The sequence below is a fragment of the Streptomyces sp. NBC_00285 genome (genome assembly GCF_036174265.1).
In the GTDB taxonomy this organism is placed as follows: domain Bacteria; phylum Actinomycetota; class Actinomycetes; order Streptomycetales; family Streptomycetaceae; genus Streptomyces.
The window spans coordinates 4,194,869-4,217,989 of the sequence record NZ_CP108055.1 but is presented as its reverse complement, the minus strand read 5'-3'; the positions used below and the strand labels follow the sequence as shown (position 1 = coordinate 4,217,989).

The 23,121-nt window shown below is 71.5% G+C and carries 21 protein-coding genes and 1 tRNA gene; 11 read left to right on the top strand and 11 right to left on the bottom strand.

Translation table 11 applies throughout. The features are described 5' to 3' along the window. Positions 1 to 28: 28 nt before the first annotated feature. On the bottom strand, positions 29 to 295 hold the full coding sequence (locus tag OHT57_RS19430; RefSeq protein ID WP_328747716.1) for a hypothetical protein: 267 nt from the start codon (positions 293 to 295) through the stop codon (positions 29 to 31). Between the two features lie 301 nt (positions 296 to 596). Here OHT57_RS19430 and OHT57_RS19425 point away from each other — a divergent pair, with 301 nt between their 5' ends. Further along, positions 597 to 1,706, top strand: coding sequence for an LLM class flavin-dependent oxidoreductase (locus OHT57_RS19425; RefSeq protein WP_328747715.1), 1,110 nt, complete (start codon positions 597 to 599; stop codon positions 1,704 to 1,706). 3 nt (positions 1,707 to 1,709) lie between these two features. Here OHT57_RS19425 and OHT57_RS19420 read toward each other — a convergent pair whose 3' ends face one another. After that, entirely contained in the window at positions 1,710 to 3,524 is a 1,815-nt protein-coding gene (locus OHT57_RS19420) for a putative bifunctional diguanylate cyclase/phosphodiesterase (RefSeq protein WP_328747714.1), read from the bottom strand. A gap of 284 nt (positions 3,525 to 3,808) precedes the next feature. On the opposite strand from OHT57_RS19420, the gene OHT57_RS19415 reads away from it, so the two are divergent. Beyond that, on the top strand, positions 3,809 to 5,092 hold the full coding sequence (locus OHT57_RS19415; RefSeq protein ID WP_328747713.1) for a M6 family metalloprotease domain-containing protein: 1,284 nt from the start codon (positions 3,809 to 3,811) through the stop codon (positions 5,090 to 5,092). Between the two features lie 52 nt (positions 5,093 to 5,144). Here OHT57_RS19415 and OHT57_RS19410 read toward each other — a convergent pair. The 7 genes from OHT57_RS19410 to OHT57_RS19380 all read right to left on the bottom strand — a co-directional run bounded on the left by OHT57_RS19410 (position 5,145) and on the right by OHT57_RS19380 (position 11,488). Then, a tRNA-Lys gene (locus OHT57_RS19410) sits at positions 5,145 to 5,218 on the bottom strand. Next, positions 5,209 to 5,796 (bottom strand): bifunctional DNA primase/polymerase, encoded by a 588-nt coding sequence (locus OHT57_RS19405; RefSeq protein ID WP_328747712.1) that lies wholly within the window; start codon positions 5,794 to 5,796, stop codon positions 5,209 to 5,211. Before OHT57_RS19405 ends, OHT57_RS19410 begins: the two co-directional genes overlap by 10 nt. Positions 5,797 to 5,932: 136 nt before the next feature. Next, positions 5,933 to 6,301, bottom strand: coding sequence for a hypothetical protein (locus OHT57_RS19400; protein WP_123989515.1), 369 nt, complete (start codon positions 6,299 to 6,301; stop codon positions 5,933 to 5,935). A gap of 122 nt (positions 6,302 to 6,423) precedes the next feature. Beyond that, complete coding sequence (locus OHT57_RS19395; RefSeq protein ID WP_328747711.1) at positions 6,424 to 7,761, bottom strand: AAA domain-containing protein; 1,338 nt, start codon at positions 7,759 to 7,761, stop codon at positions 6,424 to 6,426. Beyond that, positions 7,758 to 9,350 carry a hypothetical protein gene (locus tag OHT57_RS19390; protein WP_328747710.1) on the bottom strand — a complete coding sequence of 531 codons (1,593 nt, stop codon included), beginning with the start codon at positions 9,348 to 9,350 and terminating at the stop codon, positions 7,758 to 7,760. Before OHT57_RS19390 ends, OHT57_RS19395 begins: the two co-directional genes overlap by 4 nt. Before the next feature lie 76 nt (positions 9,351 to 9,426). Then, entirely contained in the window at positions 9,427 to 10,638 is a 1,212-nt protein-coding gene (locus tag OHT57_RS19385) for a hypothetical protein (RefSeq protein ID WP_443053464.1), read from the bottom strand. Beyond that, the gene (locus OHT57_RS19380) at positions 10,535 to 11,488 is read right to left on the bottom strand and encodes a phosphatase PAP2 family protein (protein ID WP_328747709.1); all 954 of its coding nucleotides are present in this window, start codon (positions 11,486 to 11,488) and stop codon (positions 10,535 to 10,537) included. The genes OHT57_RS19385 and OHT57_RS19380 overlap by 104 nt, the downstream gene beginning before the upstream one ends. 209 nt (positions 11,489 to 11,697) lie before the next feature. On the opposite strand from OHT57_RS19380, the gene OHT57_RS19375 reads away from it, so the two are divergent. Further along, positions 11,698 to 12,294: a histidine phosphatase family protein gene (locus tag OHT57_RS19375; RefSeq protein WP_328747708.1), complete on the top strand. Its 597-nt coding sequence runs from the start codon at positions 11,698 to 11,700 to the stop codon at positions 12,292 to 12,294. 127 nt (positions 12,295 to 12,421) lie between these two features. On the opposite strand, the gene OHT57_RS19370 is transcribed toward OHT57_RS19375, so the two are convergent. Further along, positions 12,422 to 13,852, bottom strand: a complete 1,431-nt coding sequence (locus OHT57_RS19370) for a tetratricopeptide repeat protein (RefSeq protein ID WP_328747707.1) — start codon at positions 13,850 to 13,852, stop codon at positions 12,422 to 12,424. A gap of 301 nt (positions 13,853 to 14,153) precedes the next feature. Here OHT57_RS19370 and OHT57_RS19365 point away from each other — a divergent pair, with 301 nt between their 5' ends. Beyond that, positions 14,154 to 14,504 carry a hypothetical protein gene (locus tag OHT57_RS19365; protein ID WP_328753247.1) on the top strand — a complete coding sequence of 117 codons (351 nt, stop codon included), beginning with the start codon at positions 14,154 to 14,156 and terminating at the stop codon, positions 14,502 to 14,504. 79 nt (positions 14,505 to 14,583) lie between these two features. Next, positions 14,584 to 15,453: a spermidine synthase gene (locus tag OHT57_RS19360; protein ID WP_328747706.1), complete on the top strand. Its 870-nt coding sequence runs from the start codon at positions 14,584 to 14,586 to the stop codon at positions 15,451 to 15,453. A 32-nt stretch (positions 15,454 to 15,485) separates the two neighbouring features. Here OHT57_RS19360 and OHT57_RS19355 read toward each other — a convergent pair whose 3' ends face one another. Continuing rightward, on the bottom strand, positions 15,486 to 15,986 hold the full coding sequence (locus OHT57_RS19355; RefSeq protein ID WP_328747705.1) for a hypothetical protein: 501 nt from the start codon (positions 15,984 to 15,986) through the stop codon (positions 15,486 to 15,488). 98 nt (positions 15,987 to 16,084) lie between these two features. Between OHT57_RS19355 and OHT57_RS19350 the strand changes: the two genes are divergently transcribed. The 6 genes from OHT57_RS19350 to OHT57_RS19325 all read left to right on the top strand — a co-directional run bounded on the left by OHT57_RS19350 (position 16,085) and on the right by OHT57_RS19325 (position 23,120). Next, positions 16,085 to 16,789 (top strand): response regulator transcription factor, encoded by a 705-nt coding sequence (locus tag OHT57_RS19350; RefSeq protein ID WP_328747704.1) that lies wholly within the window; start codon positions 16,085 to 16,087, stop codon positions 16,787 to 16,789. Next, positions 16,786 to 18,219 carry a sensor histidine kinase gene (locus OHT57_RS19345; protein ID WP_328747703.1) on the top strand — a complete coding sequence of 478 codons (1,434 nt, stop codon included), beginning with the start codon at positions 16,786 to 16,788 and terminating at the stop codon, positions 18,217 to 18,219. Before OHT57_RS19350 ends, OHT57_RS19345 begins: the two co-directional genes overlap by 4 nt. 74 nt (positions 18,220 to 18,293) lie before the next feature. Further along, positions 18,294 to 19,736, top strand: a complete 1,443-nt coding sequence (locus tag OHT57_RS19340) for a glycoside hydrolase family 18 protein (RefSeq protein ID WP_328747702.1) — start codon at positions 18,294 to 18,296, stop codon at positions 19,734 to 19,736. A 200-nt stretch (positions 19,737 to 19,936) separates the two neighbouring features. Then, a complete protein-coding gene (locus OHT57_RS19335; RefSeq protein ID WP_328747701.1) occupies positions 19,937 to 21,241 on the top strand; it encodes an ABC transporter substrate-binding protein in 1,305 nt (434 codons plus the stop codon). Then, positions 21,238 to 22,215, top strand: coding sequence for a carbohydrate ABC transporter permease (locus tag OHT57_RS19330; protein WP_328747700.1), 978 nt, complete (start codon positions 21,238 to 21,240; stop codon positions 22,213 to 22,215). The genes OHT57_RS19335 and OHT57_RS19330 overlap by 4 nt, the downstream gene beginning before the upstream one ends. Further along, positions 22,212 to 23,120, top strand: coding sequence for a carbohydrate ABC transporter permease (locus OHT57_RS19325; protein ID WP_328747699.1), 909 nt, complete (start codon positions 22,212 to 22,214; stop codon positions 23,118 to 23,120). The genes OHT57_RS19330 and OHT57_RS19325 overlap by 4 nt, the downstream gene beginning before the upstream one ends. Position 23,121: the final 1 nt, after the last annotated feature.

The window sequence follows — 23,121 nt, the reverse complement described above, 5'->3', positions numbered from 1 at the left end:
CGGTGTGCGCTGCGCGCTGTTCAGGGACTCACTGCCGACGGTCCGTGCGGTCCGCGGCGGCGGCTTCGGCGGTGAGTTCCGCGCGCATGGCGCACAGTCGCTGGCACTGGCGGTTCCCGTAAAGGATCAGCCGGCCGAGGAAGACCCCGGCGAACAGGGCCATGCCGAGGGTCCGCGGCAGGCTCGCGGTCAGGGCCGTCGCCGCCACGACCCCGCAGAGCATGACGGCGAGGAGGACCTGGGCCGCGACCCGGTGCCGGGTGCGGTGCAGCCGGGCCTCGACCAGGTCGCGCATGGCCTGCCGTTCCTGGGGCGGTCCACGCGATGTCGCCGATCCGGGCGGACGGTGCTTCGGCGTGCTGCCTGGTACCGGGTTGCAGCCGTCCTGGCTCCGACGGCCGTGACGTGTTCTCCCGCGTCATGGGCGATCCCTCCGGTTGGTGAGGTGGTGCGCGCCGGGTACCCGGGGGACCTTGCGGCAAGCGGTCAACTGCCGCACGGGATACGGAAGATGAGGATCCAGGGAGACGTGTGACCACACCCGGGAATAACCGGGGACACTCTCCTGTTGTGGCCAGGACGACAGCGCACGGCACATGAGCAGGAGGCACCCCACCGTGGCGGAAGACGAGATCCGAGGTACTGCACAGGGCACCGCCCCAGTACCTCTCTCGGTGCTCGACCTGGTCACCGTCGGCGCCGGACGCACGGCCACCGACGCCCTGCGCACCAGCGTCGCCATCGCCAAGCTCACGGAGTCCCGCGGCTTCCACCGCTACTGGATCGCCGAGCACCACTCCATGCCGGGCGTGGCGTCCTCGTCGCCCGCGGTGATCCTCGCCCACCTCGCCGCCCACACCACCCGCATCCGGCTCGGCTCGGGCGGCGTCATGCTCCCCAACCACGCCCCGCTGGTGATCGCGGAACAGTTCGGCACCCTGGAGGCGATGGCCCCGGGCCGTATCGACCTGGGCCTCGGCCGGGCTCCCGGCACCGACGGCGCCACCGCCGCGGCCCTGCGCCGCACGGACCGGCTCAACGAGGGCGCCGACGACTTCCCCGAGCAGCTCGCCGAACTCACCCGCTTCCTGGACGACGACTTCCCCGACGGCCACCCCTACCGCCGTATCCACGCGGTACCCGGCCCGGTCCAGGCGACCTCGCCCGGCGGTGTCCAGTCCCCGCACCGGCCGCCTCTGTGGCTGCTCGGCTCCTCCGGGTTCAGCGCCAGGCTGGCCGGCACCCTCGGCCTGCCGTTCGCCTTCGCGCACCACTTCTCGGCGCAGAACACCGTCCCGGCCCTGGACCTCTACCGCGAGTCCTTCCGGCCCTCCGCGATCCTCGACGAGCCGTACGCCCTCATCGGCGTCTCCGCCCTCGCCACGGACGAGGAGAAGGAGGCCCGCCGCCAGGTCCGCGCCGCCGCCCTCAGCATGATCCGGCTGCGCACCGGCCGCCCCGGCCTGGTCCCCACCCCCGAGGAGGCCGAGGCCTACGAGTTCAGCCCCATGGAGGAGGAGTTCGCCAACTCCTGGAACGCCAACGTCATCCACGGCACCCCTGACGAGGTCCGCTCCGGCCTCGACGACCTCCACAAGCGCACCGGCGCCGACGAACTGATGCTCACGGGCAACGCCCACAGCGGCGACGTACGCCTGCGCTCCTACGAACTCCTCGCGGACGCCTACGGGTTGCCGACGGCCTGACGGTCAGACCTGGGCCTCCATCAGCCCGGAGATGCGATCCGGCGACACCGGCCGCGAGTACAGCCACCCCTGGCCGGTGTCGCAGCCGATCCGGCGCAGGCGGCTGGCCTGGGCCGAGGTCTCCACGCACTCCGCGGTGACGGTGAGGCCCAGGCGGTGGGCGAGCTGGATCATCGCCTCGACGACGACCTCGTCGGCCGGGTTGGGGGCGACGCCCTCACCCTCGTACTGGAATCCGCGCACGAAGGAGCCGTCCAGTTTCAGGACGGAGACCGGCAGCCGGCTGAGGTAGGCCAGGTTCGAGTAGCCGGTGCCGAAGTCGTCGATGGCGATCCCGACGCCCATGTCGCTCAGCGCCTGGAGCGCCTGGAGCGGGCGGCCCGCGGAGCCCATCACCGCCGACTCGGTGAGTTCGAGCTGGAGCAGGTGCGGGGCCAGGCCGGTCTCCGCGAGGGTCTTCGCCACGTCCGCGACCAGGTCGGAGTCCCAGACCTGCCGGACCGCCACGTTGACACTGACGAAGATCGGCGGCTCGTCGGGATGGTCCAGCTGCCACTGACGGGCCTGGCGGCAGGCGGTGACCAGGATCCAGCGGCCGAGCGGGACGATCGAACCGTCCTCCTCGGCCAGTGCGATGAACCGATTCGGCGCCAGCATCCCGAACTGCGGGTGGTTCCAGCGCACCAGCGCCTCGACCCCGCGCAGTCGGCCGTCCTCCATGCCCACCAGCGGCTGGTACTCCAGCTGGAACTCGCCGCGTTCGATGGCCGGGCGGAGCGTCGAGGCGAGGGCCTGACGGGTCACGCGGTGGGCGTTGCGCTCGGGGTCGAAGAGCGTCCAGCGGTCCCTGCCGTCGGCCTTGGCCCAGTACAGCGTGGTGTCGGCGGCCTGCATCAGACCCGTCGCCGAGGTGCCCTCCGCCTGCCGCTCCACGACCCCGATCGACGCCGACACCGACAGCCGCCGGCCGGAGATGTCGAAGGGTGCCTGGACGGCCTTCAACAGCGACTCGGCGAGGTCGGCGAGCTGTTCCGTGCCCGTGGAGTCCTCGACGAGCAGGGCGAACTCGTCGCCGCCCAGCCTCGCCACCAGGGGAGTGGTCGCCCGGCCGTGGCCCGTCTCGTCCGCGCAGCGTGTCAGGCGCTCGGCGACAGCGGCCAGCAGCCGGTCGCCGACCCGGTGGCCGAGGGTGTCGTTGACGGCCTGGAAGCCGTCGAGGTCCAGGTAGCACAGACCGATCCGGCCCGTGCCGCCCTGTTCGTACGACTCCGCCTCCAGCGCGGCGGTCAGCCGCTCGAAGAACAGGGTGCGGTTGGGCAGCCGGGTCACCGGGTCGTGCATCTGCAAGTGCCGCAGCCGCGCCTGGAGTTCACGCCGGGCGGTGATGTCGGCGACGGAGAGCAGGACACCGGGGGAGCCCTCGGCGCCCTCCGTCAGCGGCGCGACCGTGATCTGCGCCCACAGCGAGTGCCCGTCGGGATGCTTGAGCCGGCGCTTGCAGCGCAGCTTCGCCTGCCGGCCGCGCAGTACCTCGCGGTACGCGTGCCAGGTACGGGCGTCCGAGGCCAGGTCCACCAGTTCGGCGGCGACCGCCCCGGTCAGCTCCTCCGGCACGGCGCCGAGCAGCTCGCCGAAGGCCGGGTTGGCGTCGACGACCGTGCCCTCGCGGTCCACCACCGCCATGGCCAGCGGCGCCGCCGCGAAAGCCGCGCGGTGCGCCGGGGGCTCGATACGAGCAGGCGCAGTGATGTCACTCTCTGTTACGGCTGCCCCGTCGAGGTCTGTCGCGGGCGCCGGCCCTTCGGACGTTCCGTTCACCGCTAGCTCCCGCAGTGCACTCGATCGCTGTCCGCGCAGGAAAGTGTGCCGATCATAGAGGTTGCCCCCAGGCCCTTCCAGCCATTGCCCAGTCTCGATGACCGGCAACCCCTTCTGGCAGATCGTTTCTGCCCGCAGCTGGACGGGTTCTTCGGGCCCGAGACCGCTTGTGACGTTCCGTGAGCGATTCGGGGGTGTCGGGCGGTTCGACAGGTCACGCCATCTCACTCATCCGGTGCAGATAAACAGGGCGTATTACCGCAAACGCACACAGGCTGGGTGCGGTGTCCCGTGAACCGCTCCCGGAGGTCAAGTTGCCGCGCCCGTTTCCGCGCACCCTTCCGCGCCCCCGACTGCGCAGCACCGCGGCCGTGTTCACCACGATGGCGGCCCTCGCCGCCACGTCCCTCGTCACCGGACCGTCGGTCGCCGAACCCTTCTCCTCGGAGCCCTGCACCCTGGAACGCACCGAGGCCCACCACTCGGAGGGCGTGGACACCTGGAACACGGCCTATCCGCGCCCGGCCCGCTCCCTCGACGCGGTGATGGTCTTCCTCTCCTTCCCGGACGCCCTCCCCCTGACCAGCCCCGCCGAACTGACCGCCGATCACTTCCCGGCCACCACCCGCTTCTTCGAGCGCGCCTCCTACGGCCGCTTCACCCTGCGCCCGCACCCGCTGCGGCACTGGATCCGGATGCCGCGCGCGTCCACGGCGTACGCCATACAGCGCGACTGGAGCGCCAAGGACCGGGCCGCCTACCTGCGTGACGCGCTCGCCGCGTCCGACGGGCAGGTCGACTTCTCGCGCTACGACGTCGTCTACTTCGTCGCCGACCCGGACGCCCCCGGCGTCGACTCGGACGCCACGAAGGTCGTCAACCTGGACGTCCCGCTGCGTGCCGACGGCACGGACATCCGGCGGGTCGTCACGGTCTTCGAGAAGCACCCGCCTGACCGGCTGGTCCTGGCCCACGAGACCGGGCACGTCTTCGACCTGCCGGACCTCTACCACCGGCCGATGGACGGCAAGGGCGACTGGGACACGTACGTCGGCGACTGGGACCTGATGGGCAGCCAGTTCGGCCTCGCCCCCGACCTGTTCGCCTGGCACAAGTGGAAGCTCGGCTGGCTGGAGCGGCGGCAGGTGGCGTGCGTACGGGGACCTCGGCCGGTCCGGCTGACGCTGGAGCCGCTGGAGGCCGGCCCCGGCCCCGCCGGGATCTTCGGACCGGGGCGCGGCACCAAACTCGCCGTCGTGCGCACCGGGACCGACAGCGCGCTCGCCTTCGAGGCACGCGGGGCGGTCGGCAATGACGCGGCGGTCTGTCGGCAGGGCGTGCTCGTCTACCGCGTCCACAGCGGTGCCGCGTCCGGCGGCGGCCCCGTCCAGGTCATCGACGCCCACCCCCGCACCGAGGCCTGCTGGGAGAACTCCGTCTACCCACCCCTCGCGGACGCCCCCGTCGAAACGGGCGAGAGCTTCACGGTGCCGGGAGAGGGCGTACGGGTGAAGGTGGCGGACCGAACGGCCTCGGGGGCGTGGAACGTGGAGATCACGGCGCCGTAGGGGTGGGGCACGCGAAAGGCCCCCCGTGTTGACGGGGGGCCTTCGTTGTCTGTGCGCCGCCAGGGACTCGAACCCCGGACCCGCTGATTAAGAGTCAGCTGCTCTAACCAACTGAGCTAGCGGCGCCTGCTGACGTCGTAGACCTTAGCATCCTGATCGGCTGGGGGAAAAATCGATATCCGCACCGCCGTGCGCGCCGCCCGCACGGCCGCCCAGACCAGGATTTCCGGCCCTGGCAGCCAGGGATGACGGGTGTCCGGGGCGACCAGCCAGCGGGTCGTCAGCGTGGACTTCGCGGTGCCCAGCGGGGGCGGGACGGTCACCGCGTCGCCGGTGCCGTGACACAGCAGCGGTGGGATCGCGCCGGTGCGGCCGAACTCCTCCCAGCGCAGCAGGGACGGCAGCCGCTGGGCCGTTCCCGGCGCCGCGAACAGCAGCATCCGGCCCCTGAGTGCCGCCACCGGCCCCGAGCCCGGCCCCTCGTCCCACAGCCGGTCGACCATCCCGCGCCCGAAGACCGCGGGGGCGCTGACCACGTCGAAGGCGGTACCGCAGGGCAGCACCACCGGGGCGGTGGGCCGCTCCTCCCAGAACGCCAGGGTGCTGCGCGGATGCGGTCCTGCCGAGGCGAGCCAGGCGGCCCCGTCCGCGGTGACGCCCGAGACGTCGAAGCGGTCGGAGAACGGTTCGTCGCGTGTGCTCATGCCACCTACATTTACCGGGTGTGAGCGAACCGTCTCCGAGGGTTGCGGGAAACCGGGACAGGGCGGGGTGGCAGGGAGTATCTTGCCCACCTGGCATATGCCAAGGATTTTTGACGGGAGTCACGGCGGCGACAGCTCACACCGGATCGGCGTGCCCCGCCCCGCCCTCCGCGCCGCGCAGCAGATCCCGGCCGAACTCGACCATCTTCTTCGCGTAGTCCTCGGTCCACTCGGCGCGCTCGGCGATGTCAGCCGTCGTCAGCCGGTCGAAACGGCGCGGGTCGGCCAGCTGGGCCGCCGCCATCGCCTGGAACTCCACGGCACGGTCGGCCGCGGCGCGGAACGCGTGCGCCAGCTCGGTGGACCGGGCCAGCAGCGCGCGGGGATCGTCGATCGACTCCAGGTCGAAGAAGTGCTCCGGATCGTCCGCGACTTGCGTGGGCTCGAACAGCAGGGGCGCGGGGCGTAGCCGCGGTTCGTTCCGACGCGGCGTGGGCTCCGCCATGTCTTCATCCTCCTCGTACGTCGTGCGTACCGACGGCCCGCATACGGCCGGGCCACCGTCCATTGTCCCGCGCCCGTGCAAGAGGGCCGGACGCCTCCGGCGGTACCGACGCCGGACCTTGCTCAAGGTCGCCACGGCACCCGGTGTTCGGCCAGTCGTGCCAGTACCGCGTGGTTGGCCTCCCAGCCGTCCGGGAACTTCACCAGGGTTCCCAGCTGGACCGGTTCCGTCGACGGGTAGTCGTCCAGCAGGTCGCTCACTCCGGCCCGGCAGACCACGATGCACGCGTGGCGGTGGCGGGAGGCCAGGACGCACAGGCGGCCGGTCTCCAGGTGGAAGGCGGTGGCGTCGGGGCGGCCGGAGAGGGGGTGGAGGACCACCGTGACGTCGTACTCGCGGCCCTGGAGGCGGTTCGCCGTGTCGACGGTGACGTCGCCGACGCCCAGGTCGGTGAGCGCCGCGCGGACGGCCGCCGCCTGGTCCCGGTGGGCCGTGCCGACGGCGATGCGGTCGGCCGTCAGGGGGGCCGGGTCCGGCGAGCGCTCCGACGTGGCCGCTCCTCCCCGGTCCAGCAGCCGGCGTACGACGGCCGCAACCGCCCGCACCGCCTCCGGGTCCGTGCGGGGAGTGTGCCGCGCGGGCAGCTCCAGCAGGCCCCAGCCCGACTCGGCCGCCGCGTCGATCACCCGGTCGGGACCCGAGCCGTCCGAGGGGACCGCGAAGGCGAGCCGGCGGTCGTCGTGGCCGGTGCCGCTGCGGAAGGGCGTGTACGGGTAGAAGGCGTCGGAGACGAGCGGTGCCGCTGACGCCGGGAGCCGCCAGGACACCGGCAGACGGTGCTGGGGCAGCTGCGGGTTGTGCGCCAGCAGGGTCGTCACCGCCGAGGCCGACGGGTCGTACGACAGCCCCGCCCACTGCTCGCTGCCGACGATCGCGAACGGGTCCAGCTGCCCCGGGTCACCCACGAACAGCGCCCGCTCGAACAGCCCCGCCACCGCGAGCAGCGAGTCCGAGCGCATCTGGTAGGCCTCGTCCACGATGGCGTGCGCCCACGGCTCGTCGACCTTGACGTGTCCCCACTTGGCGGCCGTGGAGATCACCACGGGCAGCCCGGCCAGGTCACCGGCCCTCGCCGACTTCCGTACGGCCGGCAGGGCGTCCAGGGCCCTGTCGTACGGGTCGGCGTCACTGCTGTGCAGCCGGCCGACGGGGAGGTCCGGGTTCTTCTCGGCGAGCCTGAGGACCAGGTCGTCGACCTGGGCGTTGGTCTGCGCCACGACCATCAACGAGCGCCCGGCGTCGGCCAGTTCCAGCGCCGCCCGGACCACCAGTGTGGACTTCCCGGCACCGGGCGGGGAGTCGACCACGACACCGCGGTCGGTGCCGTGCAGGGTGTCGTGGAGGATCGCGTCGGTGGCCCGCCCGGCCTCGGCACCGGGGTCGAAGGTACGGGTGGTCACAGGACGTCCTCCCGGGTCAGGGGATCGGCGTTCTCCTGGACCGCCTCACCGGGCGGTCCGCCGTGCGTCCACGGGGTGTTCTCCGGGTCGGGCAGCTTCGCGCCGCCGCGCTGTTCGTGCTCGAAGAGCGTGAAGCACACCCGGTCGCCCTTCTCGGGGACGGACCCGGTCTCCGGCTCTTTGCCGCGGCCCATCTTGTCGAGGACCTTGAGGACGATCAGGGCGCCCTCCTCCTCGTTCCCCACGAACTCGGCGGACTGCGGCTTCCCGCCCAGGGAGCGGTACACCTTGGCCCGCTCGCCCAGATGCGGCCGGTCGTCGGTCCGGACGGTGACCAGCGGGCGCGGGCTCGGCCGCTTGCCCTCGCTGTACGTCATCACGACGTCCGTGACCTCCCCGGCGAACGCCTCCCCGGCCAGCCGCCGCCCCGCCATCACCAGCGGGTCGTCGAGCGCCTCCTGCGCCTCCAGACGGGCCTGTTCGCGCTCACGCGCGGCGAGCTTGTTGGCGGCGGTGACGGCGTCGTCGCGGCGCGGCTGCGGGGGCTCGCCGGCGCTGACACGGTCCCGGTGGCTCGTGAACGACCAGCGGTCGCGCGTCCACCGCTCCTGCGCGTGCGCGCCCTCGGGCAGTTCCCGCAGCAGGTCGAGGCCCCGCCACACCGCGTCCCAGGTGGGGCGCGTCCGGCTCACGACCAGGGCGCGGATCTCCCGCTCGGCGGCGGTGAGCGCACCGAGCCGGTCGTCGGCCTCCAGTCCGTCCTCGGCGGCGGCCAGGGCGGTACGCGCGCGGTCGTAGCGCTCAAGGGCGGGGGCGAGCAGCTTGTTGTCGAACGCCGGGTCGGTGGCGGGCCCGGCAGGAGGGTGCAGCAGCTGCCCGCGGTCGTCCCTGGCGAGCTCGGCGGTGAGCGCGGCCTCGGCGCCGGAGCGGCCCTCGGGCGGGTCGATCCACGCGAGCAGTGCGCCCAGGTGCTGGTCCTCCAGAGTGGACTGGCCGGTGGACCAGTGCCGGGCCAGTACGTCCGTCATCGCCAGCAGCAGCGAGGATCCGGGCACCCGGGCCCGCTCCCCGAAGTGGGTCAGCCACCGGCCCAGCAGCGGCACCCGGGGCGGGGCGGGATACGGGGTCTCCGGGTCCTGCTCCGCCGTACGCCGAAAACGCATGGACCGCCCGAGCAGCCGTACGAAATCGACACCCGCGCGGCTCGGCAGGATCAGCTGCGGGGCGTCCGCGCACAGCTCCACCTCGACCTTGACCCGCTTGCCGGTCTCCGGATCGGTCTCGCTGCGCTCGGCGGCCTCGACCGCCTCGGCGTACTCGTCGACGTGCGGCAGGACGACGTCCGCCAGCTCGGCCAGGAACGCGAACCGGAGGTCCCGGTCGCGCGGCTGCGGTACGACCAGGAGGTGCGGCGCGTCCCGGTCGGTGCCGACGAGCGCGCCGAGCGGGGCGCCGGCCTCGCCCGCGGTGGTCAGCGGGACGAGGACGAGGGGGCGGTCGGCGAGGTGCCGGTGGCGGACGGTGGCGGCGGGCTGGGCGCGGCCGGTGCTGACGGCCTCCAGCCGGGCGAGCGTGGTGATCAGTGACACAGGGGCTCCTGGAGACGCGGGGCGAAGCGCGGGCTTCGCGCGTGTGCGGCACCGCGCGGCGGTGCCGGGACCGCCGTCACCACCCGGCCCCTCCCGCCGTGACGGGCGCCGGGACCTGCGGTTGGTGGCCCTCCAGCGCTTCGGCACGCAGCCGCGCGGCCCTCCGCAGAGCCAGCACCGCCGGGTCGTCGGGGTCGCCCGACTCTCCCCGGGCCGCCGCCAGGACGTCCTCCACCGTCGCCAGGCCGCCCAGTTCCGCGCGCACAGAGCGGCCCAGGGAGGTCACCGCACCGGCCTCGCGGGAGCGGGTCCGGCAGTGGAAGGCGAGTTCGCACGCGGACAGGCACTCGGGGGCGTAGGCCGCCGGGACCGACTCGACCGCGGCGGTCAGTTCGGCGGGAGGCAGGTCCGGGGCGAAGCAGGTGCCCTCGGGGAGGGCGTCGGCGATGTCCTCGATGCGGGTGAGGCGGGTCAACTGGCGGGCGGTGACCGCGCGCTGCTTGCGGATGTCCACGGCCGAGGCGGTGGGGAGGTTGGAGAAGTCCTTGGGGCACACCAGGAGGGCCCGGTGGCGGACCTTCGGCGCCGGTTCCAGACGGGCGGCGACCTCCTCCAGCGCCAGGACGTACACCGCGGCCTGGCGGGCGGCGGCGCCCACCTTCGACGGGTCCGCCGAACCGTCCAGCATCGGGAAGGACTTGATCTCCACGACGGTCCAGGTGCCGTCCGGGTGCACGACGACGGCGTCCGGCTCCAGGTAGGCGGGGGAGCCGGCGACGTCGAGGGCGAGCATGGGGTGGTCGAGCAGCGTCCACCCCTGGGAACCGGTGGCCTCGCGCAACGCCAGCGCGGTGCGGGCCGTACGGCCCTCGGGGCCGATCGCGGTGAGGTCGGGGACCTGGGCGTCCGCGGGCGGCTCGGCGGTCCGGTCCAGCCGCTCGTGGACCAGCCGCAGCAGCTCCGCGCCGCCGTCCGCCTTGACCTTCGCCTCGAAGGCGTTGCCCCGGGTCAGGGCGAACTGCGACTGCCCGAAGGCGGACGGCGAACCGAGCGCGCTCGCCAGCTCCGTCTTGTTCACCCCGGCGCCGTCGAGGATCGCGCGGCGCTTGCACCCGGGGTTCGCGGCGAGGGCCGCGAGGGCGCGCGCGTCCAGTGCCTTGGCCGGTACCTCGGGGCCGCGCAGCTCAGCGAGCCGCTGCCTGAGCGCCGTCCCCCGCGTCCGTGGAAGAGGGACTCGGCTCGGCTCCGTCTGCGAACCGTGACTCGCGCTGCCGTGGAATGTGCTCACCCGCGGAAGTCTTGCATCCGTCACTGACAATTGAGGGCTCTGCGTCACGGGAGACGACGGGGACGGGGGATATCCGGGCCCGGATGCCCACCGTGGCCCGGTTCGCGGCGCGGGTGACGTACGGGGCGAGCAGGAACCCGAGTCCCATCACGGCCGCGCCCGCGACCGCGTCGAGGAAGTAGTGGTTGGCGGTGCCCATGACCACGATCGTGGTGATCAGCGGGTAGGCGACGGCCGCGACCTTCGTCGTACGCGTCGTGCCGTACCGCCAGAGCATCACACCGCACCACAGGGCCCAGCCCACATGCAGGCTCGGCATGGCCGCGTACTGGTTCGTCATGTCGCCCATGCCCCGGGGGGCACTCGCCTCGCCGCCCCACCAGCCGTACGAGCTGTACTGGGCCATCGTGTCGACGAAGCCGTGGCCCGCCGAGAGGAGACGGGGCGGGCAGGTCGGCAGCAGGGTGAAGCCGATCAGGCCGATGAAGGTGGACGTCATCAGCCAGGTGCGGGCCGCGCGGTACCGCGCGGCGTGGGAGCGGAACAGCCAGATCAGGACGGCGGGCGTGACCAGGTAGTGCAGCGAGGCGTACCAGAAGTCGGCCGGTACGCCGATCCAGCTCTCGCTGGTGAACAGCCGGTTCAGGGGATGCTCGGCGTTGATGTGCAGGACCTTCTCGATCCTCAGGATCGTCAGTCCGTGGTCGACGGCACCGCTGACATCGTTCGGGGCGAGAAGCCGGCCCGCGCTGTAGCAGGCGTACACCAGCACGATCAGAGGCAGCTCGGTCCACCAGCGCAGCCGCGTCCCCGGGGCTGCCTCGGTGCCTGGTGTCTCGGTCTGCGGCATCCGATCCTTTCCCCTTTCGTTTCGCGCGGCGTCCGGCGGTCGTCGTCCGGTCGTGCCACTTTACGGCGTATGCGCGGGCCCTCGTGGATCGGCCCCACACAGCGCCTTCGGCCTTCAAAGACGCAGAGATCGCCCGCCGGGTTGCCCTCCGACAGGGTGCGGGATGATGGAGGAGTTCCGCCTCCGCTTTCCCCCGGAAAGGTCTTTTCATGGCACCGCGCGTTCTGCTGGCCCGGCACGGCCAGACCGAATGGTCGCTGTCCGGCAAGCACACGGGCAGGACCGACGTGCCGCTTCTGGAGGAGGGCCGGCGGGGGGCCAAGCTGCTCGGGGAGCGGCTGCACCGGGCGCCCTACGACGGCCTGACCGGGGCGGAGATCCGCACGAGCCCCCTGGCACGCGCGCGTGAGACGTGCGAACTCGCCGGGTTCGGGGAGCGGGCGGCCACCTGGGACACGCTCATGGAGTGGGACTACGGCACGTACGAGGGCATGACCCCGGAGGAGATCCAGACGGTGCGGCCGGGCTGGCTGATCTGGCGGGACGGGGTGCCGCAGGGGGAGTCCCTGGCGGAGGTCACCTCGCGCGCGGACGAGGTCGTCGCGTGGGCGCGCGCCGCCGACCGGGACGTGCTGGTGTTCGCGCACGGGCACATCCTCAGGTCCATCGGGGCGCGGTGGCTGGGGCTGCCGGTTGCCTTCGCGGCACGGATACGGCTTAATCCGACGTCCCTTTCGGTGCTCGGCTGGGCTTACGGCGAGCCCGCGATCGAGAGCTGGAACGACTTGGGGCATCTGGGGTCGTAGTCGGCTGCGGGTGCTTCGTGGCTGGTCGCGCAGTTCCCCGCGCCCCTGGGGCGGTGGGGTCATGGTCTGCCCGGCTGTACCCACTCAGGGGCGCAGCCCCACCGGGCCGCGGCCGAACGACTGCCCGTCACGCCGTTCTCGGCGTCGACGCATGGCGTTCCAGGAACGCCGACACCCCCGACGCCCTCCGGTGCGGCAGCAGCACCCTCGCCGTCCCGGCCAGCATCGTCTGGATGCGGGACGACTGGACCTCGCCCAGCAGCTCCAGCACCCGCAGGCCCGCCGCCGAGGCCTCGTCGGGGTGACCGCCGCGGGCCAGGTCGTCGGCCAGTTCGGCCGTGTACAGCGCGATGTTGCGGGTGAAGTGCGGGTCCTGGAGCTCCGCCGCCCGGTGTGCGTGCCGGGCGGCCCGGCGCCAGTCGCCCAGGGCGGACCAGCACTGCGCCTCCAGACCCTCCAGCTCCGCCTCGCCGTAGAAGCTCATCCACTCGGGGTCCGCGTCGCAGGTGCCCCGCTCGAAGAGGACCTGGGCGCGGACGAGGGCCTGCTCGCATCCGGTGCGGTCGGCGAGCCCTGCCCAGCCGCCCGCCTCGCGCAGGGCGAGCAGCGACATCAGACGGGCCGAACCCAGTGGCCGCGCCACCCGTTGCGCGGCCTGCGCGGACCGCACCGCCTCACGCGGGCGGCCCGCGTCGCGCGCGAGGAAGGCCGTGTTGCAGAAGGCGTGCGCCTCCAGGGCGTCGTCATCGGTCACCCGGGCCGTCGCGAGCGCCTCCGCGTAGTGCGAGCGGGCGTCGTCGAACCGGCCCGAGTCATGCGCCAGCCAGCCCACAGAGATGGCGAGTTCACCGGCACCCGCGTGCAGCCGGTCGACGGTCGTCTGCCGGGTCGCGCCCGCGTCCAGCAGTGCGTAGGCGGCGCGCAGCGGAGCAGCCGCGCGCCGGTACAGGCCGTCCGCGCCGTGCCGGTCGTCGAGCAGCCGGATTCTGCGTACGGCCTCTTCCAGGGCGCCCGCCTGGCTTGCCCCGGCGCGGCGCAACGGCCGTCCGGCACCGGTGGCGGCGGGCGTGGCGGCCGCGGCGTCGGTGGCGAGCCCGAAGGGGCCCAGCGAGGCGGCGGCCACCGTGGCGCCCCCGCCGGTCATGAATGCGCGACGCAGCACGTCGCTCTCCTCGTAGTCGTCGTACGTCTCGTCGGGGTCGTGCGTGTCCTGCGTGTCATACGGATCGTGGGTCCCCTGCGTCTCATCCGCGGTCGTGCGCGTCCGGCGCCCGCGTACGGATGCGCGGGGCGCGAAGCCCAGATCGGCGAGCGTGCGGCCGGGGAACATGTGCAGGAACACCCGTTCGTACGCGTAGTTGGGGCAGCGGATCTCGCCCGCCTCGACGCGACCCACGTAGCGTGCGTCGCAGCTGACCCGCTCGCCGATCTCGCGCGCGGACCGCCGTACCGCCGCGGCGAACTCGGCCGGCGAGCGCTGACCGCGCAGGCGCCGGAGCGCGAGGTTCGGCCTCGGTGGCATGGGGGACTGGGACGGGGTCACCATTGACGACGCCATGGCCGGGCCCTCTCGTGCGAACCGTCGAACCGTGCCGGAGGTGGGGCGAGTTGACTGGTTTGTCAGTGTGACGACCTGTTTCCGGCGGGCAAGAACGTACCGGCTGTGTCCGGGCCGCCACGCGGGGTTTGGCTACAAACCGGATATCTCATCCGGGATCTGCCATGAACTGCCATCCTTTGCGGCGGACTTCCGCCGTAGCCCTTGACGCGAGCGCGCGTTGAACTACTCGGAGTCGGACGAGGGTTCCTTGGTGGAGGCCGCGATGGAGATCAGCCCGAGCGTCGATCCTTGTGCACAGGTGTCCTGTGACGTGGTCACGGTGCCGACGCGACACGGCCTGGAGGCCGTCGACATCCTGCGGCGGGGGGTGAGCGAGTCGGTGGGCCCGGTGCTGCACGACGACGGCGGCAAGACGCTGGGGTTCCTGGTGCCACCGGGGACGGCGGCGGCATGGGACGTTCCCGGGAGCACGTGTACGGAGACCAACGGGCGCGGGCTGCGGCTGACCCCGGAGCCGGAACCGCCCGTCGAGGGGTCGGACTGGTTGCTGCCGCCGGGGGACACCGACCTTGCGACGGACCCCGCGGTGCTGCGAGCGGCACTGGGGGAGGCGGCGAGACTGATCGAGGCCGCCGACAACTGCCGGTGACCGCGCCCACTCAGGGGCGCGGCCGGCCCCCACCGGGCCCGCGGACGCGCGACCACCCCCCGCCGCCGATAATGGCGTCATGGGTAAGTCCAGGAGTTCCCGGCGTGGCAACGCCACCGCCGAAGCCGTCGTGGAGCCAGTGGACGGCGGCCTCGCCGAGCTCATCCCCGACCGGGAGCGCACGCACGCGTGGACGCTGCTCATCGACGGAGCACCGCAGTCGCACGTGGACCTGGACGACCCGGCCCACCTCTCCTTCGAGTACCAGCGCCGGCTCGGCCACGTCATCGACCTCGTCGCGCCCCCCGGCAAGCCCGTGCACGCCGTGCACCTCGGCGGCGGAGCCCTCACGCTCGCCCGGTATGTCGCCGCCACCCGCCCCCGCTCCACCCAGCAGGTCGTCGAGCGGGACGCCGCACTCGTGCAACTGGTGCGGCAGAAACTCCCGTTGGAACCGACAGCGCGGATACGGGTGCGGGCCGTGGACGCCCGGGAAGGCCTCGCCAAGGTGGCCGACGGCTGGGCCGACATCGTGATCGCCGATGTGTTCAGCGGCGCCCGCACCCCCGCGCACCTCACCTCCACCGAGTTCCTCGACGAGGTCCGAAGGGCGCTGCGGCCGGGCGGGCACTACGCCGCCAACCTCGCCGACGGGCCGCCGCTGGCCCATCTGCGCGGCCAGATCGCCACCGCCGCCGCCCGTTTCCCCGAACTCGCCCTCGTGGCCGACCCGACCGTCCTGCGCGGCAAACGCTTCGGCAACGCCGTCCTGGTCGCCGCCGACATCCCCCTGCCGATCGCGGAACTGACCCGCCGCGCCGCGTCCGACCCGTACCCGGGCCGCGTCGAACACGGCCGGGGACTCCTCGACTTCACCGGAGGCGCCGTACCCGTGACGGACGCGGCAGCGGTCGCCTCACCGGCGCCGCCGCCCTCGGTGTTCCGGTGACCTGACGCGATGAGCCGACGCGGTGGGCCGACTCAGTAGGTTCCGATCTCCACCCTCGGCGGTCCGTCGTGCCATGTGCAGAACACCGACACCCGGTCCGTGCCCGAGGTGAACTCCACCCGGATCCACGACTCCGTCTTCCACACCTGCATCGACCAACCCGCGCCGGGCGTCGCGGACACCAGCGTCGCCGACGTCTCACCGAGGTCGAAGACCGCGCGGCCGCCGTCCGTGTCGTAGCTCCTGACCTGGCCGGACGCGGTGGCAGAAGGACTCGTGGCGGGGCTCGGCCGGGTGGGCGTGGCGCTCGGCGTCGGTGACGGACTCCTCGACGGGGCCACCCGCTTCGTCGGGGTCGGCGACGCCAGCGGTTTTGACTGCTGTGTGGTCGCGTCGGCCGCGGTGATGGGCAGGGCACGCGGCGGGTCGTAGGCCGTGCCCGCCATGACCGTGTGGACGCCCCACCACGACAGCGTGACCGCCGCGCCCGTGGCGAGCAGCCAGGCCAGTACGTGTACGAGTCCTCTGCGCATCGCCCGTCATAGTGCCTCACGCGCCTCACAGTCCGCACACGGACCGAGTTATCCACAGGCCCGGATCCGTGTCCCCCGCATGGCGTACGGTGCGGCGCATGGCAAGTGTGCTCGTGGTCGAGGACGACCAGTTCGTCCGCTCGGCGCTCATCCGGCACCTGACCGACGCGGCACACACAGTGCGCAGTGTCGGGACGGCGCTGGAGGCCCTGCGCGAGGTCGCCCACTTCCGTTTCGACGTGGTGATCCTGGACCTCGGTCTGCCCGACCTCGACGGGTCCGAGGCCCTGAAGATGCTGCGCGGGATCACCGACGTCCCGGTGATCATCGCGACCGCCCGGGACGACGAGACGGAGATCGTCCGCCTGCTGAACGCGGGGGCGGACGACTACCTCACCAAGCCCTTCTCGGTCGAGCACCTCGCGGCCCGCATGGCCGCCGTCCTACGACGGTCCCGGGCCGCCGGCGGTGACGCCTCACCGGAGGCCGTGCTGCGCGTCGGCGGTCTGAGCGTCGACCCGCTGCGCCGCCAGGCCGAGCTGGACGGCGCCCGCCTCGACCTCACCCGCCGTGAGTTCGACCTGCTCGCCTTCCTGGCCTCCCGCCCCGGCGTGGTCGTCCCCCGCAAGGAACTCCTCGCCGAGGTCTGGCAGCAGTCCTACGGCGACGACCAGACGATCGACGTCCATCTGTCGTGGCTGCGGCGGAAGCTGGGGGAGACCGCCGCACAGCCCCGCTATCTGCACACCCTGCGGGGCGTCGGCGTGAAGCTGGAACCGCCGGGCGGGGGACTGCCGTTGTGAGATGGGCCCTCGTCAAGGTCTGCCTGGCGGTCACCACCATGGTCGTGGTCGCCTTCGCGATCCCGCTCGGCCTGGTCGTCAGGGAGATGGCCCGGGACCGCGCGTTCTCCAACGCCGAGCGGGAGGCCGCCGCGGTCGCCCCGGCCCTGTCCATCACCACCGACCGCGACCAGTTGGAGCGGGTCGTCGCCTCCGCGGGCGCGGACTCCGGGATGGCCGTCCACATACCGGCCGACGGCGATCAGAAAGGTGATCGGACGGGCGGTCGCACGGTCGGTCACCAGGGCATCGACATCGGACGGCAGCGGGCCGCCGCCGAGGACATCGCGACCGTGCGGAAGCTGGGCCGCGCCTCCACCACCGAGGTGCCCGGGGGCTCCACCCTGCTGCAGCCGGTCGCGCTCAGCTCGGGTGCGATAGCCGTCGTCGAGGTCTACGTCCCCGAGTCCGAGGTGAGCAACGGTGTCGCGACCGCCTGGGCGGTCCTCGCGGGCGTCGGTATCGCCCTCGTCGTCGGCTCGGTCGCGGTCGCCGACCGGCTCGGCGTGCGGATGGTGCAGCCCGCGCAGAAACTCGTCGAGGGCGCCCACGAGCTGGGGGAGGGGAAGCTGGGAGCGAGGGTTCCGGAAGAGGGACCGACCGAACTGCGGCTCGCGGCGGTCGCGTTCAACTCCATGGCCGACCAGGTCGTCCAACTGCTCGCGAACGAGAGGGAGCTGGCCGCCGACCTGTCCCACCGGCTGCGCACCCCGCTGACCGTGCTGCGGCTCAACGCGGCCTCGCTCGGGGACGGTCCCGCCGCCGAGCAGACCCGGGCCGCGGTCGCGCAGTTGGAGCGCGAGGTCGACACCATCATCCGTACCGCCCGGGAGGCCAAGCCGCAGACCGCGGCCGCCGGGCCGGGCGCCGGGTGCGACGCGGCCGAGGTGGTCCGGGAGCGGATGGGGTTCTGGTCGGCGCTCGCCGAGGACGAGGGCCGCAAGTGGCGGGTCGCCGGCACCGAGCGGCCGGTGCGCATACCCGTGGCCCGGGCCGACCTCGCTGCCGCGCTGGACGCCCTGCTCGGCAACGTCTTCCGGCACACCACGGAGGGCACCGCCTTCGCGGTCGACGTGCACAACGGCGAGGACGCGGTGATCGTGCTCGTCTCCGACGCGGGCTCCGGGATCCGCGACCCCGAGGCCGCGATGGCACGCGGGCGGGGCTCGGGGAGCGCCGGGTCGACCGGGCTCGGACTCGACATCGTGCGCAGGCTCGCCGAGTCGACCGGCGGGGACGTGCGGATCGGGTCGTCGGTCCTGGGCGGCACCGAGGTGCGGATCTGGATCCAGCTGGAGGGGCGGGCACCGGAGCGCCGGGGACACCGGGTGCGCAGGCGCCGAACGGGCAAATTGGTCTCGACCTTTAACCGGTCCCGATCCCTTCCTTAAGCGCACCCTAAGATCCTCAACGTCCGCCCTGATCAGGTCATTTGCCCGATTCCGGATCGCTAGCGTGCCACGCCATGAGCATTCATCGGCGCAGAGTGAACGGCACGAACAAGGTGATCGGCGGGGTGGTCGCAGCCGCCGTGGTGGGGACCGGCGCGGTCCTGCTGAGCGGCACCGCCCAGGCGGCCGGGATCGGCGCCGCCTACACGAAGACCAGCGACTGGTCGACGGGGTACACCGCGCAGTACGTCGTGACCAACAACAGCACGGCGGCGGACAAGGCCTGGAAACTGGAGTTCGACCTGCCGACGGGCGCGCGGCTGAGTTCGCTGTGGAACGCCGAGTCGGCCGTCGCCGGACAGCACGTCACCGTGACGTCGGCGAAGTGGGACATCGACGGGCTGGCACCCGGCGAGTCGGTCACCGTCGGCTTCGTCGTAGGCGGCACGGCGGACCCGACCGGCTGTCTCGTCGATGGCGCGCGGTGCTCCGCCGACGGCACCGCGACCCCGGAGCCGAGCGGCCGCCCGACCGGGCCCGCGACCCCGACGGCCACGCCCACTCGGAGCACGACACCTACTCCTACGGCCACGCCCACCGCCACCCCCACGAAAGGCACCGGCGCCACCGCCGGCTTCGCCCCCTACGTCGACACCTCCCTCTATCCCGCCTTCGACCTCCTCGCGAGCGCCGCGGCCACCGGCGTGAAGGACTACAACCTCGCCTTCGTCACCGACGGCGGCGGCTGCACGCCCAAGTGGGGCGGGGTGAGCGACCTCGCGAGTGACGCCGTCGCCGGACAGATCGGTGTGCTGCGGGCGAAGGGCGGTGACGTCCGGGTCTCCTTCGGCGGCGCCTCCGGCTCCGAGCTGGCCACGACCTGCTCCTCGGCGGACGCGCTGGCGGCGGCGTACGGCAAGGCCGTGGACGCGTACGGCCTCACCAAGGTCGACTTCGACGTGGAGGGCGGCGCGCTGCCGAACACGGCCGCGAACACCCGGCGCGCCCAGGCGATCGCCAGGCTCCAGCGGGAGCATCCGAACCTCGACGTTTCCTTCACTCTGCCCGTCATGCCGGAGGGCCTGACCCAGGACGGGGTGAGCCTGCTCTCCAACGCAAAGAGCAACGGCGTGCGCATCGACACCGTCAACATCATGGCGATGGACTACGGGGCCTCGTACAGCGGAGACATGGGCGGCTATGCCGAGCAGGCCGCCACCGCCACCCAGGCACAGCTCAAGAGTGTCCTCGGGCTGTCCGACAGTGCGGCGTGGAAGGCGGTCGCCGTCACCCCCATGATCGGTGTCAACGACGTGGCGTCCGAGATCTTCAAGGTCGACGACGCGGCTCAGCTGGTCTCCTTCGCCAAGGCGAAGGGTCTCGGGTGGCTGTCGATGTGGTCGGCGACCAGGGACAAGCAGTGCCCCGGTGGTGCGAAGCCCTCTGCCGATGCGACCTGCAGTTCGATCGTTCAGGGCGAGTCCGCCTTCTCGAAGGCTTTCGGGGCGTACAACTGACCCTGTCGTTGTGAAGCTCCTGTGTCACCGGGAGGCAGGTATGTCGGTCACGTTTCGACAAATCGGGCCAGTAGCTATTGACGCATGACCGGACATACGGCTGTCATAGCGCCACCGTGTTCGGTCAAGTTGATTTCTGGTCGATTAAGACCGGTCTTCGAAACCCTCCATGACCGGACCCCTGCCTTCAGGAGCCGTCCATGCAAGATCTCTCGTCCTCCTTCCCCGCGCCCAGCCGCCGTGGTGTGCTCAAAGGCGTGGGCGGTGCCGCCCTGCTCGGCGCCGGCATCCCCCTCCTGAGCGCCTGCGGCGGCAGCGGCAGCTCCTCGGACCCCAAGACCGTCACTCTGGGCTCGAACCAGTCCGACGCCGTGCCGAAGAAGGCCTACGGGGAGATCTACACGGCGTTCACGAAGCAGTCGGGTGTCACGGTCAAGGTCAACACCAAGGACCACAACACCTTCCAGGAGCAGATCAACTCCTACCTCCAGGGCACGCCGGACGACGTGTTCAACTGGTTCGCCGGCTACCGCATGCAGTTCTTCGCGGCGAAGAAGCTGGCCTCCCCGATCGACGACGTGTGGGACAAGATCGGGGGCAACTTCCCCGACGCCATGAAGAAGCTCAGCAAGGGCGCGGACGGCAAGTACTACTTCGTGCCGCTGGTCACGTACCCGTGGGCGATCTTCTACCGCAAGAGCGTCTTCGCGGCGCACGGCTACGAGGTTCCCACCACCTGGGACGCCTTCCTCGCCCTGTGCAAGCAGATGAAGAAGGACGGCCTGGTCCCGATCGCGTTCGGTGACAAGGACGCCTGGCCGGCGATGGGCACCTTCGACCAGCTCAACTTCCGCACCAACGGCTACGACTTCCACGTCGAGCTGATGGCGGGCAAGGCCTCCTGGACCGACGCCAAGGTCAAGAACGTCTTCGATCACTGGGCCGAGATCCTGCCCTACCACCAGGACGGCTTCATGGGCCGCACCTGGCAGGACGCCGCCCAGACCCTGGTGGCGAAGAAGGCCGGCATGTACGTGCTGGGCACCTTCGTGGCGCAGCAGTTCACCAACAAGGCCGACCTGGACGACCTCGACTTCTTCGCCTTCCCGGAGATCAACTCCGCGTACGGCCAGGACACCGTCGAGGCGCCGGCCGACGGCTTCATGCTCAGCAAGGCGCCGAAGAACAAGGCGGGCGCCACCAAGCTCCTGGAGTACCTGGGCACTCCGGCGGCCGAGCAGATCTACCTCAAGTCCGACACCAGCGTGGTGGCCGCCTCCAACAAGGCCGACACCTCCTCGTACACCGCCCTGCAGAAGAAGGCGTACGAGATGATCACCGGCGCCAAGAGCCTCACCCAGTTCATGGACCGTGACTCGCGCCCGGACTTCACCTCGACGGTGATGCAGCCCGCGCTGCAGAAGTTCCTGCAGAACCCCAAGGGCGTCGACAGCCTGCTGTCCTCGATCGAACGCCAGAAGAAGACGATCTTCGCATCCTCATGAGCTCCGAGACCCCCACGAAGACCCCGGAGGCGGCCGCCGTGCCGCCTTCGGGGCCCGCGCCTGTCAAGAAGGTTCCGCGAGGCCACAAGCGCCTGCTGACCCGTCGTGACCGGATCACGCTCGGCTTCATGGCCGGCGTGCCCACGGTCCTGCACGTGGCCCTTGTCTGGGTCACCGCCCTCGCCTCGATCGCTCTGGCCTTCACCAGCTGGGACGGCATCGGCTTCGACTCCATCAAATGGGTCGGCCTGGACAACTTCCAGCAGTTGTTCACCGACAACCCGCAGTTCTGGCCCGCCCTGCAGCACAACGTCATCTGGTTCGTGGTGCTCATCTGCATCCCGACCCCGTTCGGGCTGTTCCTGGCCGTCCAGCTCGACAAGAACATCCGCTTCTCCCGGGTCTACCAGACCGCGTTCTTCCTGCCCGTCGTGGTCTCCCTGGCCGTCACCGGCTTCGTGTGGCAGCTGGTCTACAACCCCGACACCGGCCTCATCAACAGCCTCATCGGCGCCAACAAACCCGGCCACTACATCGACTGGATCGGCGACCCCCACCTGAACCTGTGGGCCGTCCTGATCGCCGCGTCCTGGCGCCACACCGGCTACATGATGATCCTCTACCTGGCCGGCCTCAAGGGCGTGGACCCCTCCCTGCGCGAGGCGTCCTCACTGGACGGCGCCAACGAGTGGCAGACGTTCAAGAACGTCATCTTCCCCACCCTGCGCCCCACCAACACCGTCGTCCTGGTCGTCACCATCATCGAGGCCCTGCGCGCCTTCGACCTGGTGTTCGTCTTCAACAAGGGCGCCCAGGGCACCGAGCTGCTCTCCATCCTGATCACCAACAACATCATCGGCGAGTCCAGCCGCATCGGATACGGCTCCGCCATCGCCGTGGTCCTCCTGGTGATCTCCCTCGTCGTGATCATCCCCTACCTGATCGCGACCTTCCGGAAGGAGCGCAGCGCATGAGCACCCTCACCACCACCGCCCCGCCCCCCGTGGGACCGGGCAAGCCACGCGCCCCGCTGCGCCCCGCCCGGATCCTGCTGCACGTCTTCCTGGCCGGCACCTCGCTGGCCTGGCTGGCCCCGCTGCTGTGGGCGGCCTTCGCCGCCCTGCGCCCCTACGCCGAGACCAGCGACAAGGGATACGTGTCCTGGCCCGACACCCTCAACTTCGACAACTTCAAGAACGCCTTCACGCAGTCGGACATGCTCCACTACTTCGGCAACACACTGATCATCGCGGTCCCCGCCGTGCTGATCACCCTGCTGCTGTCGTCGATGGTCGCCTTCTACGTCGCCCGCTTCGACTTCCGCCTCAACATCGCACTGCTGCTGGTCTTCACCGCAGGCAACCTGCTCCCCCAGCAGGTCATCATCACCCCCCTGTACCGGCTGTACCTGCTCATCGACCTGCCCGGCATCACCATGAGCGGCAAGCTCTACGACTCCGCACTCGGCCTGGTCCTCATCCACGTCGCCTTCCAGTCCGGGTTCTGCGCCTTCGTCCTCAGCAACTACATGCGGATGCTGCCGCACGAACTCACCGAGGCCGCCCTGGTCGACGGCGCCTCGGTATGGCGGATGTACTGGCAGATCGTCCTGCCACTGTGCAAGCCCGCGATGGCCGCCCTGGGCACCCTGCTGTCCATCTGGATCTACAACGACTTCTTCTGGGCCATCGTCCTCATCTCCACCGGCGAGAACATGCCGATCACCTCGGCCCTGAACAACCTCTCCGGCCAGTACTTCACCGACCCCAACCTGGTCGCCGCAGGCGCCCTCCTCACCGCGATCCCCACCCTGATCGTCTACTTCGTACTCCAGCGCCAGTTCGTCAGCGGACTCACCCTCGGCGCCAACAAGGGCTGAC